This is a genomic window from Serratia aquatilis, assembly GCF_044865145.1.
GTDB lineage: Bacteria > Pseudomonadota > Gammaproteobacteria > Enterobacterales > Enterobacteriaceae > Chania > Chania aquatilis.
In genome coordinates, this window is sequence record NZ_CP173186.1 from 576,235 (window position 1) to 592,968 (window position 16,734).

Consider the following 16,734-nt stretch of genomic DNA (forward strand, 5'->3'; position numbering starts at 1 on the left):
TAAAAAATAAGGGCCGGAGAGTCCGGCCCTTAGAGAACTACTGGCTGATTATACTTCCAGATAGCACATGATGCCCTCAGCCGCTTTACGCCCTTCGGCAATGGCAGTAACCACCAGATCGGAGCCGCGAACGGCATCGCCACCGGCGAAGATTTTTGGGTTGCTGGTCTGGAAAGCATTATCCGTGCTCTCAGGAGCGACAATACGGCCTTGTTTATCGAGCTGCACGCTATGTTCTGCCAGCCAGTCCATCTGGTGTGGGCGGAAACCAAATGCCATTACGACTGCGTCTGCATCGATCACATGTTCCGAACCAGGCACTTGCTCGGCAACCTGGCGGCCATTGGCATCCGGTGCGCCCAACTGAGTACGTACCATCCTTACGCCAGCGACGCGTCCAGAGCTGTTAAGCTCAATGCTGAGCGGTTGCAGGTTGAATTTGAACTCCACCCCTTCTTCGCGCGCATTCTTCACTTCGCGCCGGGAACCGGGCATGTTGGCTTCATCGCGGCGATAGGCACAGGTAACTTGGGTAGCCCCTTGGCGAATAGAAGTACGAACGCAATCCATCGCCGTATCGCCACCACCAAGAACCACAACCCGCTTGGCTTCCATGCTGATATAGGGTTCATGCTGTTGTGCTTCATAACCCATTAACTGCTTGGTGTTGGCGATCAGGAACGGTAATGCATCGTAAACCCCCGGTGCGTCTTCGTTTTCCAATCCACCGCGCATCGACTGGTAGGTTCCCACACCTAGGAATACGGCATCGTATTCGCTCAGCAAGGTTTCCATAGCGATATCTTTGCCGACTTCAGTATTGAGCTGGAACTCGATCCCCATCTCACTGAAGATTTCGCGGCGTTTGATCATCACCTCTTTTTCCAGTTTGAAAGCGGGAATACCAAAGGTCAGTAGGCCACCAATCTCGGGATGGCGATCAAAAACGACCGATTTAACCCCATTACGGGTTAATACGTCGGCACAGGCCAGCCCCGCCGGGCCGGCACCGATGATAGCGACACGCTTGCCGGTTGGATGGACGTGTGACATATCCGGCTTCCAACCCATCTCAATCGCTTTATCGCTGATATAGCGCTCGATATTGCCGATGGTTACCGCACCGAACTCGTCGTTCAGCGTGCAGGAACCTTCGCATAACCGGTCTTGCGGACAGACTCGGCCACAGACCTCTGGCAGGCTGTTGGTCTGGTGAGCCAGATCTGCCGCTTCCATAATGCGGCCTTCGTTCGCCAGTTTCAGCCAGTTCGGAATATAGTTGTGAACCGGACATTTCCATTCGCAATAAGGGTTGCCACAGGATAGACAACGGTCGGCCTGCGCCTTCGCCTGAGTTTCCGAAAACGGCTCGTAGATCTCTACAAACTCGATTTTGCGGATCTTCAGCGGTTTTTTGGGCGGATCAACACGCTGCAGGTCGATAAATTGATAAACATTCTGACTCATTCAATGACCCCTTACTACTGCGCCTGAACCCGCAGCTCGGCGGCGCTTCGACTACGGTGACCCAACAATGCTTTGACATCGCTGGACTTTGGCTTAACCAGAGCGAATTTCGGTGCCCATTCCGGCCAGTGAGCCAGAATTTCCTCTGCACGCGATGAACCGGTCAACTGCACGTGTTCGGTAATCAAACCACGCAGGTGTTCTTCGTGGATCGCCAGTTGATCAACGTCCAGAACTTCCACCAGCTCAGGATTAACACGCTTACGGAATTCGCCATCTTCATCCAGCACATAAGCGAAACCACCGGTCATGCCCGCACCAAAGTTGATACCTGTTTTACCCAGTACACAAACGATGCCACCGGTCATATATTCGCAACCGTTGTCACCAATACCTTCAACGACAGTAATAGCACCTGAGTTACGCACGGCAAAACGCTCCCCTGCACGTCCTGCAGCAAACAGTTTTCCGCCGGTAGCGCCATACAGACAGGTATTACCGACGATGCTGGCCTCAAAACTGCGGAAGGCAGAACCCACTGGAGGACGCACGACGATACGGCCACCAGCCATACCTTTGCCGACATAGTCGTTAGCATCACCCGTTAGGGTCAGTTCAACGCCACCTGCGTTCCAGACACCGAAGCTCTGGCCCGCGGTCCCGGAGAAATGCACCTTGATTGGGTCGGCCGCCATGCCCTGGTCACCATGCAGTGTGGCAATGGCTCCTGACAACGTTGCTCCCACGGAGCGGTCAGTGTTGCGAATATCAAAGTAGAAGGTTTTGCTTTGCTTGGCTTCAACATGTGGCTGCGCCTGTGCCATCAGTGCTTTGTTCAGTAACCCCTGATCGAACGGCGGGTTGCTGCCTTCAGTGCAGTACAGGGCTTTGCCCGTATGCGGCGTAGCCGTTTTCAATAACGGAGATAGATCCAGCTTGTTCTGCTTGGCTGAGATCCCGTCCAGTGCGGTCAGGAATTCGGTACGGCCAATCAGATCAACCAGTTGACTGACACCCAGCTCCGCCATGATTTCGCGGGTTTCCCGGGCGATAAACTGGAAGTAGTTAGTCACACGTTCTGGTAGGCCATGATAGTGATCGCGGCGCAGTTTCTCATCCTGGGTTGCAACGCCGGTAGCGCAGTTGTTCAAGTGGCAGATACGCAGGTATTTACAGCCCAGCGCCACCATCGGCCCTGTACCAAAGCCGAAGCTCTCTGCACCCAGAATGGCCGCCTTAACGATGTCCACACCGGTTTTCAGCCCGCCATCCACCTGCAGGCGGATCTTATGGCGCAGACCATTGGCAACCAGTGCCTGCTGCGTTTCCACCAGACCCAGTTCCCACGGACAACCCGCGTATTTCACTGATGAAAGAGGGCTTGCACCGGTACCGCCGTCATAACCGGCAATGGTGATCAGATCGGCATAGGCTTTCGCCACACCGGTAGCGATGGTTCCCACACCGGGTTCTGAAACCAGCTTCACCGAAATCATGGCCTTCGGATTCACCTGCTTCAGATCGAAAATCAGCTGAGCCAAATCTTCGATCGAGTAAATATCGTGGTGCGGTGGCGGGGATATCAGGGTAACGCCCGGCACCGAATAACGCAGCTTGGCGATATACGGCGTGACCTTATCCCCTGGCAACTGGCCACCTTCACCCGGTTTGGCCCCTTGGGCGACCTTAATCTGAATAACATCGGCATTAACCAGATAAGCTGGAGTAACACCGAAGCGGCCAGAAGCCACCTGCTTGATGCGGGAAACCTTATTGGTACCGTAACGTGCCGGGTCTTCACCGCCTTCACCAGAGTTGGAGAACCCTCCAAGACTGTTCATGGCAATGGCCAAGGATTCATGTGCTTCTGGACTCAAAGCCCCGATGGACATGGCTGCGGTATCGAAACGTTTAAACAGGGATTCAGCAGGCTCAACCTGATCGACCGGGATTGGTTTGCCCTGCGGTTTGATCGCCAACAGATCACGTAGCATGGCAATCGGACGTTCGTTAACCAATTTGGCGTAAACCTGGTAATCGCTGTATTCGCCGCTGTGCACCGCTTTTTGCAGCGAGTTCACCACGTCAGGGTTGTAAGCATGGTACTCGCCATTATGAACAAACTTCAGCAGCCCGCCCTGATCCAGCGGTTTGCGTTTCAGCCACGCCCGCTTGGACAGGTTTTGCAGGTCTTGCTGGAAGTCGCTGAAGCTGGCTCCACCGATGCGGCTGACGACACCCTGGAAACAGAGATTGCATAAATCGCGATGCAGCCCAACCGCCTCGAACAGTTTTGAGCAGCGATAAGAGGCGATGGTTGATATGCCCATTTTGGACATGATCTTGTACAACCCTTTATTGATGCCGTTACGGTAGTTCAGCATCACGTCGCGGTACTTCTTGTCGATAGCCTGGCTGTCTACCAGCTTGGCCAGTGTCTCATAGGCGAGGTAAGGGTAGATTGCGGTCGCACCGAAGCCCAACAGCACGGCAAAGTGGTGCGGATCACGGGCGCTGGCGGTTTCGACAATAATGTTGGCATCACAACGCAGGTTCTTTTCAACCAGCCGAGTCTGGATAGCGCCGACGGCCATAGGTGCCGGTACCGGCAAGCGTTGATTGGCGATAGCACGGTCAGACAGGACCAGCAGTACCGCGCCGTCACGGACTTTTCGTTCCGCTTCGTCGCACAGCTCACGGATGGTCTGCTCCAGATCTTGCTGCGTCGGATCGAAGGTTATATCGAGCGTATCGGCGCGATAATATTCACCTTCCAGCGTGGTAAGCTGTTTAAAATCTGAATAAAGCAGGATCGGAGATTTGAAGCTCAGGCGGTGAGCCTGGCCTTCGGCTTCGCAGAACACGTTCATCTCACGGCCAATACTGGTGGCCAGTGACATTACGTGCGCTTCACGCAACGGATCGATGGGTGGGTTAGTGACCTGCGCAAACTGTTGGCGGAAGTAGTCATAAATAATGCGTGGTCGGCTGGAAAGCACGGCAAATGGTGTGTCATCGCCCATCGAACCGGTCGCTTCCTGGCCAATCTCACCCAGTACACGGATCACCTGATCCAGCTCTTCGCTGCTGTAGCCAAACTGCTTCTGATAAGTTTCCAGCGTAGCGTCGTCCAGTTCGCGGCGACCAACCTGATCTTCTGGCAGGTCTTCGAACGGTACTAAGCGCTTGACGTTCTTTTCCATCCACTCTTTATATGGATGGCGGCTCTTCAGATCGTTATCGGTTTCGGCAGAGTGCAGGATCTTGCCGCTGCGCGTATCGATCACCATCAGTTCACCTGGGCCAACCCGGCCTTTTTCCACCACTTCATCAGGTTGGTAATCCCAAATACCCACTTCTGAAGCACAGGTGATCAATTTATCTTTGGTAATCACGTAGCGTGCGGGGCGCAGACCGTTACGATCCAGGTTACAGGCAGCATAGCGACCATCAGACATTACGATCCCTGCCGGGCCGTCCCACGGCTCCATGTGCATCGAGTTAAAGTCAAAGAATGCACGCAGATCGGTGTCCATGTCTGGGTTGTTCTGCCAGGCCGGTGGCACCAGTAAACGCATGGCGCGGATCAGATCCATCCCGCCCGCCAGCAGCAGTTCCAGCATATTGTCCAGTGAACTGGAGTCGGAGCCGGTTTCGTTGACGAAAGGCGCAGCAGCCTGCAAGTCTGGGATCAGCGGAGTCTGGAATTTATAAGTACGTGCGCGTGCCCACTGGCGGTTACCGGTAATGGTGTTGATCTCTCCGTTGTGCGCCAGATAGCGAAACGGTTGCGCTAACGGCCAGCGCGGCACGGTATTGGTGGAGAAGCGCTGGTGGAACAGACAGATAGCAGACTCCAGACGCAGATCGGCCAAATCCAGGTAGAAACGTGGCAGATCGGTAGGCATACACAAGCCTTTGTAGATCGTCACCAGGTTAGAGAAACTGCACACATAGAAGCTGTCATCCTGAACGCGCTTCTCAATACGGCGGCGCGCAACGAACAGGCGTCGTTCCATATCGCGAGGGCGCCAGCCAGCAGGAGCATTGACGAAAATCTGTTCAATACGCGGTAGGGAAGAGAGTGCGATTTCACCCAGTACATCCGGGTTGGTAGGAACTTCACGCCAGCCGACAATCGACAGTGTTTCATTCTGTAATTCTTCTTCAACAATGCGACGGCTGGCGTGGGCTTCCTCTTCGTTTTGGCTGAGGAACATCATGCCAACGGCATAGTTCTTGGCTAGACGCCAGCCGCGCTCTTCCGCCACCATGCGGAAAAAACGATCGGGCTTTTGCAATAACAGACCGCAACCATCACCAGTCTTGCCGTCAGCAAGTATTGCGCCACGGTGTTGCATGCGCGCCAGTGCGTGAATAGCGGTACGCACCACCTTGTGGCTTGGTTCACCCTCGATATGGGCGATCAGACCGAAACCACAGTTGTCCCTCTCTTGGGATTTATCGTACAACATACCAGTGAACCTCCCCAGGCTCTGCGTGACTCTTACAACCCACTGCGAGGTGGCTTCCCAAATTCAGGCAGAAGTCCAATCAGCAAGGTTAATATCGCCAATCTGCTTTTCTGCCCTCCATCAGTTGCCTCTCGTGAAGGTTTTCACAAGTGGTGAATGACTTGTTTTAAGAGGGAGTCTTAATTACTGCATAAATATGACGAGACGTTTGTCCGCCCAGAAAGCTTCCAGCGGCTTTCCAACTTAGCGAGAAAGAATACACAGGTCAAATATGGGCTTAACAGAGATTTCTAACAGTAAAAATGAGCCTATCTTTATGATAAACAATTATTTTTGTGCATTTTCATTACATTCGTGAGTCGTATGGAGAGCTAAAGAAATGTGAGCTGTCTCACTGTAGAGCAACGCTTGAATCTGTGAACTGCACTGGATAACACCACTTATCTGGAGTTTAATTCTTTAAAACAATATTTTTTTGATTTTTAAAACTATTTTTAATCCCGCTGTAATAAAAATACCTACCACGCGCTGAGAATTAGAAAATTTCATCGTCAACAAAATGATTTTGTTTGCACTAATAGTGAATAGCTATGCGTTGGCCGGCCTTTGGAGAAAAGCGTTGATCTCTGTCATCGCGGGAAAAGCCGTTTTTTACTAGCATCACGAGCTTTGAATACAGAGAAACACCTAGATTATGCAGTTGCCGCAATTAGTCAATATGTTTGGTAGTGATCTTCAGCGCCGCTATGGTGAGAAGATCCATAAACTGACACTGCATGGGGGGTTTAGCTGCCCGAACCGCGACGGTACGCTCGGACGCGGCGGCTGCACTTTCTGCAACGTTGCCTCTTTTACCGATGAGCAGATGCAGCACCAAAGTATCGCTGAACAGTTGGCGATTCAGGCCCAAAAGGTTAATCGGGCAAAACGCTACCTGGCCTATTTCCAGGCGTATACCAGCACCTATGCAGAAGTTAAACTGCTGGCCAATATGTACCAGCAGGCACTGTCACAGGCTCAGATCGTTGGCATCTGTGTCGGTACCCGGCCAGACTGCGTGCCGGAGGCCGCGCTCGATTTGCTTGCTGGCTACCGTGCACAAGGCTTTGAGGTCTGGTTAGAGCTGGGACTGCAGACTGCACACGACAAAACGTTGAAGCGAATAAATCGGGGTCACAATTTCGCCTGTTATCAAAATACCGTCCGCATGGCTCGTGAACGCGGTTTGAAAGTATGCAGCCACCTGATCATTGGTTTGCCTGGAGAAACTCACCAAGAGCATCTGGCAACGCTGCAAGCGGTGGTTGACTGCGGTGTGGATGGAATCAAGTTGCATCCGCTGCATATTGTTAGCGGCAGCATCATGGCGCGTGCCTGGCAGGCGGGCCGTTTGCCAGAACTGGCGTTAGACGATTATGCGGTCAGCGCCGGTGAAATGATCCGCCATACGCCTAAAGATATTATCTATCACCGTATTTCGGCCAGTGCCCGGCGGCCAACCTTGTTGGCTCCATTGTGGTGCGAGAATCGCTGGAATGGTATGCAGGCCGTCGGAGGATATCTTCAGTCGCAAGGTGGGCAAGGTTCAGCCCTGGCAACCAGCCAAAGGTATCATCCTGATAACAGCCCCTCCTTTACTGATTTGTAACCTTTCCCACACTTCCCAGTAAGGTTTCTTATCTCAACAGCGTTTTACGGTATGATTCAAGAGACTATGTCTGTTGGGAATAACTGATGAAGCAAATCCGGGTGTTAGCCCAGTACTACGTTGATTTAATGGTAAAACTGGGGCTAGTGCGCTTTTCACTGTTGCTGGCTTCAGCATTGGTGGTTTTGGCAATAGTGGTTCAGATGGCAGTCACCATGCTGTTGCGTGGTGAGGTAGAAAGTATCGATGTGGTGCGTTCCATTTTCTTCGGCCTGCTGATCACGCCCTGGGCGGTCTATTTTCTTTCGGTAGTTGTCGAGCAACTCGAAGAGTCTCGCCAGAGGCTGGCACGGCTGGTCGATAAACTAGAGGAAATGCGTCACCGCGATCTCGCTTTGAACCAGCAGATGAAAGAAAACATCACCCAGCTCAATCAGGAAATAGCCGATCGCATCAAGGCTGAGGAAGAGCGCCAGCATGTGATGGATAAGCTCACTGAAGAAATGGAACAGCGTGAGCTGGCGCAGGTGGAATTGGGCCAGCAATCTGCGTTGTTGCGGTCTTTTCTCGATGCCTCTCCCGATTTGGTTTACTACCGCAACGAAGAAAAAGAGTTTTCTGGCTGCAACCGGGCAATGGAACTGCTGACCGGCAAGAGCGAGAAACAGCTGATTGGTTTGACGCCTTTCGATGTTTACGGCAAAGACGTGGCCGAAAAAGTCATTGAAACCGATGAAAAGGTATTCCGTCACAACGTCTCGCTGACTTATGAACAATGGCTGGTGTATCCCGATGGGCGCAAAGCCTGCTTCGAGTTACGTAAGGTGCCATTTTACGATCGCGTCGGTAAGCGTCATGGACTGATGGGGTTTGGTCGCGATATAACTGAGCGTAAGCGCTATCAGGACGCGTTGGAGAATGCCAGTAGGGAAAAGACTACCTTTATCTCAACGATCAGCCATGAGCTTCGTACGCCGCTTAATGGAATCGTCGGGTTGAGCCGTATTCTGCTCGATACAGAGTTGAACGACGAACAATTGAATTACCTCAAGACCATCCATGTCAGTGCCATCACCCTGGGCAATATTTTTAATGACATTATCGAGATGGATAAACTCGAACGGCGAAAAGTACAGCTTGATAACCAGGCGATAGACTTTACTGGTTTCTTGGCAGATCTTGAGAATCTCTCCGGGCTGTTGGCGCAACCGAAAGGGCTGCAGTTCGTTATGGAGCCGCAACTGCCACTGCCGCAGAAGATTGTTACTGATGGTACACGCCTACGCCAAATCCTTTGGAACCTGATCGGTAATGCGGTGAAGTTCACCCAAAAGGGGCGGATTGTGGTGCGCGTTCGGCGAGAAGAGCAGGAACAGATAGTGTTTGAGGTGGAAGACTCAGGCATGGGGATCCCGCAGGATGAGCAGGACAAGATCTTTGCCATGTACTACCAGGTCAAGGATCAGAACGGTGGGCGCCCGGCAACCGGCACTGGGATCGGTTTGGCTGTCTCCAAACGGCTGGCGCAAAGCATGGGGGGAGATATTACGGTCAACAGCATGCAGGGGCAGGGCTCTCTCTTCACTTTGACTATTACAGCCCCTGCCGTGGAAGAAGAGGTGGATGAGGAGCAGGTATTGGATGAACTGCCGCTTCCCGCATTGCATATTCTGCTGGTGGAAGATATTGAACTGAACGTGATTGTCGCCCGTTCGGTACTGGAAAAACTGGGTAACAGTGTAGAGGTGGCCATGAATGGTCATGATGCACTGGAGATGTTTGACCCGGACGAGTTCGATCTGGCCCTGCTGGATATCCAGTTGCCGGACATGACAGGGTTGGATATCGCCCGCACGCTACGCAAACGCTACGCTGACCGGGCATTACCGCCGTTGATAGCGTTGACAGCCAACGTATTGAAAGACAAGAAAGAGTATCTTGATGCGGGCATGGACGATGTGCTGAGCAAACCGCTGTCGGTACCGGCCCTAATCACCATGATTAAACACTACTGGGATCATCAACCCCTACATACCTCAAAAAGAATGGAGCAAAAGCAGATGCAGATTAATGAGTCGTTATTGGATACCGCAATGCTCGAGCAATATATGGAACTGGTAGGACCGCAGTTGATTCATCAGAGCCTGGCGATGTTTGAACAGGTAATGCCGGGTTATCTGGCGATTCTGGATTCCAACATGACAGCACGTGACCAGAAAGGGATCACCGAAGAAGGCCATAAAATCAAAGGTGCGGCAGGCTCCGTGGGGTTAAAGCATCTGCAGCAATTGGCGCAGCAGATCCAGACTTCAACGTTACCAGCGTGGTGGGACAACGTACAGGATTGGGTCGACGAGTTGAAACAGGAATGGCGCAATGATGTTGCTGTCTTACGTGCTTGGGTAGAGAACGCTGAAAAAAAATGACCCCGACCTAGGCCGGGGTGCGCGAATATTGCGCCAACACCAGGGAAATTGTGAACCTGCGTATTGGATTTCAGTGTTCTGGTCGGGCAGGTTGTTATTGATTTCGTATACATCATACAGCGAACAACATAGCAAATGTAAGCACTCTTGTTAGAAGATTCATTAAAATATGTGATGTACTTAGTGTTTGTCAGTTCTGAGCCTGTCTTGGCAGGCCGTTCTGGTTGGGAGAATATTGATGAAACAGGTGGGTGTAGTGCTTAGTGGTTGTGGCGTTTATGACGGTGCGGAGATCCATGAGGCAGTCCTCACGTTATTGGCATTGGATCGTGCCCGTGTGAAAGCGGTCTGTTTTGCGCCGGATAAACCACAACTTCATGTTATTAATCATTTATCTGGCGAGAAGATGTCTGAGGATCGCAACGTTCTGATCGAGTCGGCGCGCATTGCACGGGGGGATATTCAGCCCCTTTCACAGGCTGTTTCCGCGCAACTTGATGCTCTGATTATCCCTGGTGGACTTGGGGTTGCCAAGAATCTGAGCAACTTTGCCTCTCAGGGGGCCGAATGTTGGGTGGATAAAAATTTAGCTGAGCTTATTCGACAAATGCATAAGGCGCATAAACCTATTGGTTTTATGTGTATCGCTCCGGCCCTGTTACCGAAGATTATTCCCCAACAGGTGCGGCTTACCATTGGAAACGATCCCGATCTCGGTGAGGTGATTGATGCCATGGGCGGTGAGCCAGTGGTTTGCCCCGTTGACGATATTGTGGTGGATATTGAAAACAAAATCGTTACGACCCCGGCTTATATGCTGGCTCAATCGATCGGTGAAGCTGCACGAGGCATTGATAAGTTGGTTACACGGGTGCTGGATTTGGTGGAATGATAAAATTCTCAGGTAATTCTCTGTTTACCCGGATTTGTTTGTGGGTGAAGCGTGGCCTGATTGCAGTGCTTGGCATGTGGCTGGCTGGCATTGTTTTGTTTGCTTTTCTCCCCGTCCCCTTTTCTGCCGTAATGGTGGAACGGCAAATCAATGCATGGCTGGATGGTGACTTCAGCTACGTTGCACACTCCGATTGGGTTTCGATGGATAATATTTCACCCAACATGGTGCTGGCGGTGGTTGCGGCGGAAGATCAGAAGTTTCCCGATCACTGGGGATTCGATGTCGCAGCGATTGAAAAAGCGCTTAGCCATAATGAAAAACGCCCCACGCGTATTCGCGGTGCCTCAACGATTTCCCAGCAAACGGCAAAAAATCTTTTTTTGTGGGATGGGCGCAGTTGGTTGCGAAAAGGGCTGGAGGCCGGATTGACGGCGGGTATTGAGCTGGTTTGGACCAAACGCCGTATTCTGACCGTGTACCTGAATATTGCAGAGTTTGGTGATGGTGTCTTTGGCGTAGAGAAAGCGTCCCAGCGCTTTTTCAACAAACCGGCAAAACGACTGACCGCCTCTGAAGCCGCGTTGCTGGCAGCCGTGCTCCCAAATCCACACCGCTATAAGGTCAATGCACCTTCTGGATATGTGATCCAACGGCAGCAATGGATTTTGCGTCAAATGCGCCAGTTGGGTGGCGAAGGATTTGTTAAGGCGAATGAACTGGATTAGTCGAGGACTGGGTTGAGCCTGCAGGGAAAGACCGGGATGAGCGTATCACCCCGGTGAACTGGCTTATTTCACGTAGGTGAATGCGGTCGTGACGTGTTTTACGCCGCTAACCTGGCTGGCGATCTGTGCCGCAGATTGCCCTTCTTTCTGTGTCACCAGGCCGAGTAGGAACACTTCACCGTTTTCAGTTGTCACCTTCACGTTCGAGGATTTGACGCTGTCACTGGTCAAGATTTGTGAGCGGACCTTGGTGGTGATCCAGGTATCAGAAGAGGCAGTACCAAGGCTAACCGGGGTGCCCTGACGGATTTCGTTATACACCTCAACCGCACCATCAACACCGAGTGCGATCTGCTTCGCGCGGTTGGCGAGTTCAGTATTGGGTGCCTGACCGGTCAATAGCACCTTACCTTCATAGGCGGTCGCCACGATGCGTGCTTCTTTTTTCAGTTGCTGATCTTTGCTGATGGCGTTTTCAACCCGGGCCTCTAACGTGCCGTCATCGACCTGTGTGCCAACCGAGCGTGGATCTGTCGCCGTTTTGGTAGCAACGGCTGCACTGCCGACCACAACTGCGCCGACACAACCTTGTAATAGCAGGGCGCTGAACAGCACTGCAAATGTGGCTTTTAGCTTCATTTCAGTTCCTTTAATCGTCCTGGTGAGGGAACAATGTGTTATCAATCAGGTCGCATAGGCAATTTATGGTAAGCATATGCATTTCCTGAATGCGTGCACTGCGGTGAGAAGGGATACGTATTTCCACATCCAACTGGCCGAGTAAACCGGCCAGTTCTCCACCATCGTAACCTGTAAGCGCAACAATGGTCATATCGCGAGTTACCGCAGCTTCGACCGCTTTCACAATATCACGGCTATTGCCACGAGTGGAAATAGCCAACAGTACGTCGCCTGCATGGCCGAGTGCCCGAACCTGCTTGGCATACACTTCATCATGCAGGCGATCATTGCCGATTGCTGTCAGTACCACATTATCTGCATTTAACGCAATGGCTGGCAGGCTGGGGCGCTCAGTCTCAAAGCGGTTGATCATACTGGCAGCAAAATGCTGAGCGTTGGCCGCAGAGGTTCCGTTGCCACAGCACAGGATTTTGTTACCGTTCAATAATGATTGAACCAGAGTCATCGCGGCACAGGATATGGCATCGGGTAGTGCCTCCGCTGCTGCAATCTGGGTTTGGATACTTTCAGTAAAACAGGCTTTGATTCTATCCAGCACGTTGTTTTAATCCACTCAGTCAAAGGGCCGGTCTGTACCGGTAAACAATGATTAATCCGCATTGAAGGCATTTGGTATCCATTCTAACTGGTTACCGGTAATGGCTAAAACATCAAAACGGCAAGATGATGTGTCAAAACTGGCTCCGCGACCTGCCAGCCATACTGCGGCTGTATGCAACAACCGTTGCTGCTTGCGGTAAGTCACGCTGGAAGCCGCATCGCCGAAGGCCGCACTGCGACGGTAACGGACCTCGACGAATACCCAAGTCTGACCATCACGCATGATGAGATCAAGCTCACCACCACGGACCGCCACATTGGCGGCGATGAAAGTTAGCCCTGCGTGCTCAAGGTAATGGCGGGCCCTGATTTCATAGCCCGCCCCTTTGGCTCGTTGGCTCAGGAGACCGGAACGACCATGCCCTGGCGGTATTGCAGCCAAGTCAGTTTCCTGTTGATGACACAATTAGGTGAGGCCGTCAGCACACCGGTAACGCCTGATACCTGGAATCCTGGCAACTGACGCATTTCAGCAAAGTGGTTGGCCAATGTCCAGGCATCCATTCCCATGGCATAGAGACGTACCAGCGAATAGTCGTTGCGGAACTGGCGGCTGACTTGCTGCTGCAGTTGTGGGTTAGCACCTGAAAGCAGTGGGATGTCACTGAACTGCAACCCTTCCATTTCAAGACGGAAGTCTGGGCCTGCACCGGCCTGGTAGCTGCGTGAGCTGGCAAACAGGGCGGGCTTACTGCGCGAACTGGTCGTCATGTCGATCAACGGCTTGATCAGCGTTAACTGATCCTGCGCAGCTACGATGTAGACCGCATCAATACCCCCTCCGCTGGAAACCGGAACATCGCTTGATGGGGAAGGTATGGTCAAACCTGCAATGGTCACCGGCTGCGGTGCCTGAACAGTGACTGGCGTACCGGTCAGGCGCAGACCGCCGCTGTTGACCATCTGGCGGAGTTCACCGGTAGAGCCAATACCCTGTTGCAGCACGGTCTGCCCACCCAGTTTTTGCCACTCTTCGCCAAAGGCTTTAGCAATACGATCGCCAAAGGTGCCGCGAGGGATCAGCAGTAACGGCTGACGTTTCTGCTGATCCCAGATATGGCGGGCAGCATCCCGGGCTTCATCTTCTGGAGAAAGCGCAAAGAAACAGATATTCGGGCTGTCTTTGGGCTGTTCAGGCTGGTTGAGCGCCAGCACGTTGAGTGCCGTTTGAGTCGTGGCGAGTTGATCAACATCGGCTTTCAGCAATGGGCCTACCACCAGGGTAGCTCCCTCTTGCTGTGCTTGGGCCAACAGCGCAGGCAAAGGTTGACTTGAGGTATCGTAGACTTTCACCGAACCCGTGACAGCAGGCGGCGGAGTGATCGGTGCCGGGATTACAGGTTGTTCTGCGGCTACCGCAGGGCTATCTGCGGCAGGTGCTGAAGTACTTACTGCTCCGTTGGTACTATCAGAAACCGCTGGTGTACTCGGATCGGGACTAATACCTGGCTGCGGTGACTGAACTTGAGTCGCCAGCGTCACGCCACTTTGAGCAGCTGCAAAACCTTGCTGAATAGCATCGGCAAACACCTTGGCCTGGCCATTTAACGGCAATAGCAGAGCGATGTTGGAGGTTGAGGCTTGAGAGAAACTCAGTACCTGATTCAGTTGGCTTGGCAGGCTTTTAGCTGCAGGGTTCAACGGATAACGATTCTGCCAGTCTTTGATCCCGGCTTTCAGTAGCTCGGGGTCCTGCTTGTTATCCTGATAGACGCGTAACAGGTCCAGCCAGCCTTGCAGCACGTTTTCATTGGCATTAATCACCATGCTATTCATGTCTGCGGGCTGGAGACTTAGCAATGTCTGCCAGGTGTCATCCAGGTTTTGCTGATGCGCCTTGGCACTCAGCAAAGGTTCTTGGGCGATATAAGCTCTAATTAGTGGCAACGATGCTTGACCCTGATACGCAGCGATCTGCGCCTGATACAGACGGACCAATTGATTCGGTGACAGGGCACTACTGTCAATTTGATTCAGAGAGTCACGCGCGGCCGCAAAGTTTTTGTCGGCAACCTGTAACTCAGCATTCAGCAACTGCTGTTCCTGCAATTGTGTGCCAGTCATGCCTTGCGGCAGAGTACTCAACTGCTCAGCGGCCTGTGGCAGCTTACCTTCGCGCGTCAATGCGCGAATAGCAAGTAATTGCCAGTCAGCCTTGTTATCATCGCTGCTTTGCTGCAACTGTTGCAGGTAGTAATCGGAGTTCGCACTTGCTTCGTCCTGTATGTTTGAAGGCGTAGTCTGCGGTGCATGACTAGGGCAGCCGGCCAAGAGAAGGGCTGCCAATATAACAGGTACCAAGCGCACTGCTTTGGTACGAACGAATGTTGAGGAAAGCATACTGTATCCAGTGATGTTTTTTTCAAGATGCTCAATATTAAATCGGCAATCCGGATGAAACAATGAATCAACACCAACAATCAGTCATTTCTGCATCAACGCTGTACGTGGTGCCCACTCCCATAGGTAACCTGGGTGATATAACGCATCGGGCACTAGAAGTACTGAAAAGCGTGGATCTGATTGCGGCGGAAGATACGCGCCATACCGGGTTGCTGTTGCAACACTTTGCTATTAGCGCGCGGTTGTTTGCGCTACACGACCATAACGAACAGCAGAAGGCGGACCAACTGCTGGCAAAACTTCAGGAAGGCCAGAGCATAGCACTGGTTTCCGACGCGGGCACCCCGCTGATTAACGATCCGGGCTACCACTTGGTACGTCGCTGCCGTGAAGCGGGGATCCGCGTTGTTCCCCTGCCAGGTGCCTGCGCTGCAACCACGGCACTTTGCGCCGCCGGAGTGGCCTCCGATCGTTTTTGCTACGAAGGGTTTCTGCCAGCCAAAACCAAAGGCCGTAAGGATACCCTGCTGGCGCTTGCAGAGGAACCACGTACGTTGATTTTCTATGAATCCACCCACCGTTTACTGGAAAGCTTACAAGACATGGTGACCGTTTGGGGGCCGCAACGTTATGTGGTACTGGCGCGTGAGTTGACCAAAACCTGGGAGTCAATTCATGGGGCACCGGTAGGAGAACTGCTGGAATGGGTACTGGAAGATGAGATGCGTCGCCGCGGTGAAATGGTTCTGATTGTCGAAGGCCATAAGGCGCAGGATGATGATTTGCCGCCAGAAGCGCTGCGCACTCTGGCCTTGTTGCAGAAAGAGCTACCGCTGAAGAAAGCGGCGGCGTTAACGGCAGAGATCCACGGCGTGAAGAAAAATGCGTTGTACAAGTATGCCCTGGAGCAGCAACAAGATTAGGCAGTGACTGAATTGTCCGCTTGTGATGACTTGCCTAAAACGGTTGACCTACCGTGGTCACAACGCTACTATCCGCGCCGGAGTTGACCAGACAGTCGCCGCTTCATTGCCGTCCTCTTCGGGGGAGACAGATGGGGGGGAGGAAAGTCCGGGCTCCATAGGGCAGGGTGCCAGGTAACGCCTGGGAGGCGCAAGCCTACGACTAGTGCAACAGAGAGCAAACCGCCGATGGCCCGCGTAAGCGGGATCAGGTAAGGGTGAAAGGGTGCGGTAAGAGCGCACCGCGCGGCTGGCAACAGTTCGTGGCACGGTAAACTCCACCCGGAGCAAGGCCAAATAGGGGTTCACAAGGTACGGCCCGTACTGAACCCGGGTAGGCTGCTTGAGCCAGTGAGCGATTGCTGGCCTAGAGGAATGACTGTCCACGACAGAACCCGGCTTAACGGTCAACTCCACTCCTCTTTAATAGAAAACCCCGCGTGATGAATATCATGCGGGGTTTTTCTTTTCAGCCTTTTGCCACACAGACT

General features: G+C 52.7%; 11 protein-coding genes and 1 other RNA gene. 6 read left to right on the plus strand and 6 right to left on the minus strand.

Translation table 11 applies throughout. The features are described 5' to 3' along the window. Positions 1 to 48 precede the first annotated feature (48 nt). Together SAQUA_RS02625 and gltB are read right to left on the minus strand one after the other, a co-directional pair. Positions 49 to 1,467 carry a glutamate synthase small subunit gene (locus tag SAQUA_RS02625; RefSeq protein WP_380677528.1) on the minus strand — a complete coding sequence of 473 codons (1,419 nt, stop codon included), beginning with the start codon at positions 1,465 to 1,467 and terminating at the stop codon, positions 49 to 51. A gap of 14 nt (positions 1,468 to 1,481) precedes the next feature. Next, positions 1,482 to 5,942, minus strand: a complete 4,461-nt coding sequence (gltB, locus tag SAQUA_RS02630) for a glutamate synthase large subunit (RefSeq protein WP_380677530.1) — start codon at positions 5,940 to 5,942, stop codon at positions 1,482 to 1,484. A 694-nt stretch (positions 5,943 to 6,636) separates the two neighbouring features. Here gltB and SAQUA_RS02635 point away from each other — a divergent pair. The 4 genes from SAQUA_RS02635 to mtgA all read left to right on the plus strand — a co-directional run bounded on the left by SAQUA_RS02635 (position 6,637) and on the right by mtgA (position 11,636). Beyond that, complete coding sequence (locus SAQUA_RS02635) at positions 6,637 to 7,590, plus strand: TIGR01212 family radical SAM protein (protein ID WP_380677532.1); 954 nt, start codon at positions 6,637 to 6,639, stop codon at positions 7,588 to 7,590. Positions 7,591 to 7,676: 86 nt separating this feature from the next. Continuing rightward, positions 7,677 to 10,016: an aerobic respiration two-component sensor histidine kinase ArcB gene (gene arcB / locus SAQUA_RS02640; RefSeq protein WP_380677534.1), complete on the plus strand. Its 2,340-nt coding sequence runs from the start codon at positions 7,677 to 7,679 to the stop codon at positions 10,014 to 10,016. Positions 10,017 to 10,254: 238 nt separating this feature from the next. Continuing rightward, positions 10,255 to 10,908 carry an isoprenoid biosynthesis glyoxalase ElbB gene (gene elbB, locus SAQUA_RS02645; protein WP_380677536.1) on the plus strand — a complete coding sequence of 218 codons (654 nt, stop codon included), beginning with the start codon at positions 10,255 to 10,257 and terminating at the stop codon, positions 10,906 to 10,908. Further along, a complete protein-coding gene (gene mtgA / locus SAQUA_RS02650) occupies positions 10,905 to 11,636 on the plus strand; it encodes a monofunctional biosynthetic peptidoglycan transglycosylase (protein ID WP_380677538.1) in 732 nt (243 codons plus the stop codon). Before elbB ends, mtgA begins: the two co-directional genes overlap by 4 nt. A gap of 63 nt (positions 11,637 to 11,699) precedes the next feature. Here mtgA and dolP read toward each other — a convergent pair whose 3' ends face one another. The 4 genes from dolP to SAQUA_RS02670 are packed head-to-tail and all read right to left on the minus strand — an operon-like array spanning position 11,700 to position 15,278. Then, positions 11,700 to 12,275, minus strand: coding sequence for a division/outer membrane stress-associated lipid-binding lipoprotein (gene dolP, locus SAQUA_RS02655; protein ID WP_380677540.1), 576 nt, complete (start codon positions 12,273 to 12,275; stop codon positions 11,700 to 11,702). Between the two features lie 10 nt (positions 12,276 to 12,285). Further along, positions 12,286 to 12,876, minus strand: a complete 591-nt coding sequence (gene diaA, locus SAQUA_RS02660; protein WP_380677542.1) for a DnaA initiator-associating protein DiaA — start codon at positions 12,874 to 12,876, stop codon at positions 12,286 to 12,288. Between the two features lie 51 nt (positions 12,877 to 12,927). Then, positions 12,928 to 13,281 (minus strand): YraN family protein, encoded by a 354-nt coding sequence (locus SAQUA_RS02665; protein WP_380678228.1) that lies wholly within the window; start codon positions 13,279 to 13,281, stop codon positions 12,928 to 12,930. Further along, positions 13,278 to 15,278, minus strand: coding sequence for a penicillin-binding protein activator (locus SAQUA_RS02670; RefSeq protein ID WP_380677544.1), 2,001 nt, complete (start codon positions 15,276 to 15,278; stop codon positions 13,278 to 13,280). The genes SAQUA_RS02665 and SAQUA_RS02670 overlap by 4 nt, the downstream gene beginning before the upstream one ends. A 62-nt stretch (positions 15,279 to 15,340) precedes the next feature. On the opposite strand from SAQUA_RS02670, the gene rsmI reads away from it, so the two are divergent. Further along, on the plus strand, positions 15,341 to 16,204 hold the full coding sequence (gene rsmI, locus SAQUA_RS02675) for a 16S rRNA (cytidine(1402)-2'-O)-methyltransferase (RefSeq protein WP_380677546.1): 864 nt from the start codon (positions 15,341 to 15,343) through the stop codon (positions 16,202 to 16,204). Between the two features lie 79 nt (positions 16,205 to 16,283). Further along, positions 16,284 to 16,662: RNase P RNA component class A (gene rnpB, locus SAQUA_RS02680), an RNA gene on the plus strand. Positions 16,663 to 16,734: the final 72 nt, after the last annotated feature.

Coding starts and splice junctions, on each gene's coding strand:
- SAQUA_RS02625 (WP_380677528.1), bottom strand. CDS start 1,467: ATGAGTCAGAATGTTTATCAATTTATCGACCTGCAGCGTGTTGATCCG.
- gltB (WP_380677530.1), bottom strand. CDS start 5,942: ATGTTGTACGATAAATCCCAAGAGAGGGACAACTGTGGTTTCGGTCTG.
- SAQUA_RS02635 (WP_380677532.1), top strand. CDS start 6,637: ATGCAGTTGCCGCAATTAGTCAATATGTTTGGTAGTGATCTTCAGCGC.
- arcB (WP_380677534.1), top strand. CDS start 7,677: ATGAAGCAAATCCGGGTGTTAGCCCAGTACTACGTTGATTTAATGGTA.
- elbB (WP_380677536.1), top strand. CDS start 10,255: ATGAAACAGGTGGGTGTAGTGCTTAGTGGTTGTGGCGTTTATGACGGT.
- mtgA (WP_380677538.1), top strand. CDS start 10,905: ATGATAAAATTCTCAGGTAATTCTCTGTTTACCCGGATTTGTTTGTGG.
- dolP (WP_380677540.1), bottom strand. CDS start 12,275: ATGAAGCTAAAAGCCACATTTGCAGTGCTGTTCAGCGCCCTGCTATTA.
- SAQUA_RS02670 (WP_380677544.1), bottom strand. CDS start 15,278: ATGCTTTCCTCAACATTCGTTCGTACCAAAGCAGTGCGCTTGGTACCT.
- rsmI (WP_380677546.1), top strand. CDS start 15,341: ATGAATCAACACCAACAATCAGTCATTTCTGCATCAACGCTGTACGTG.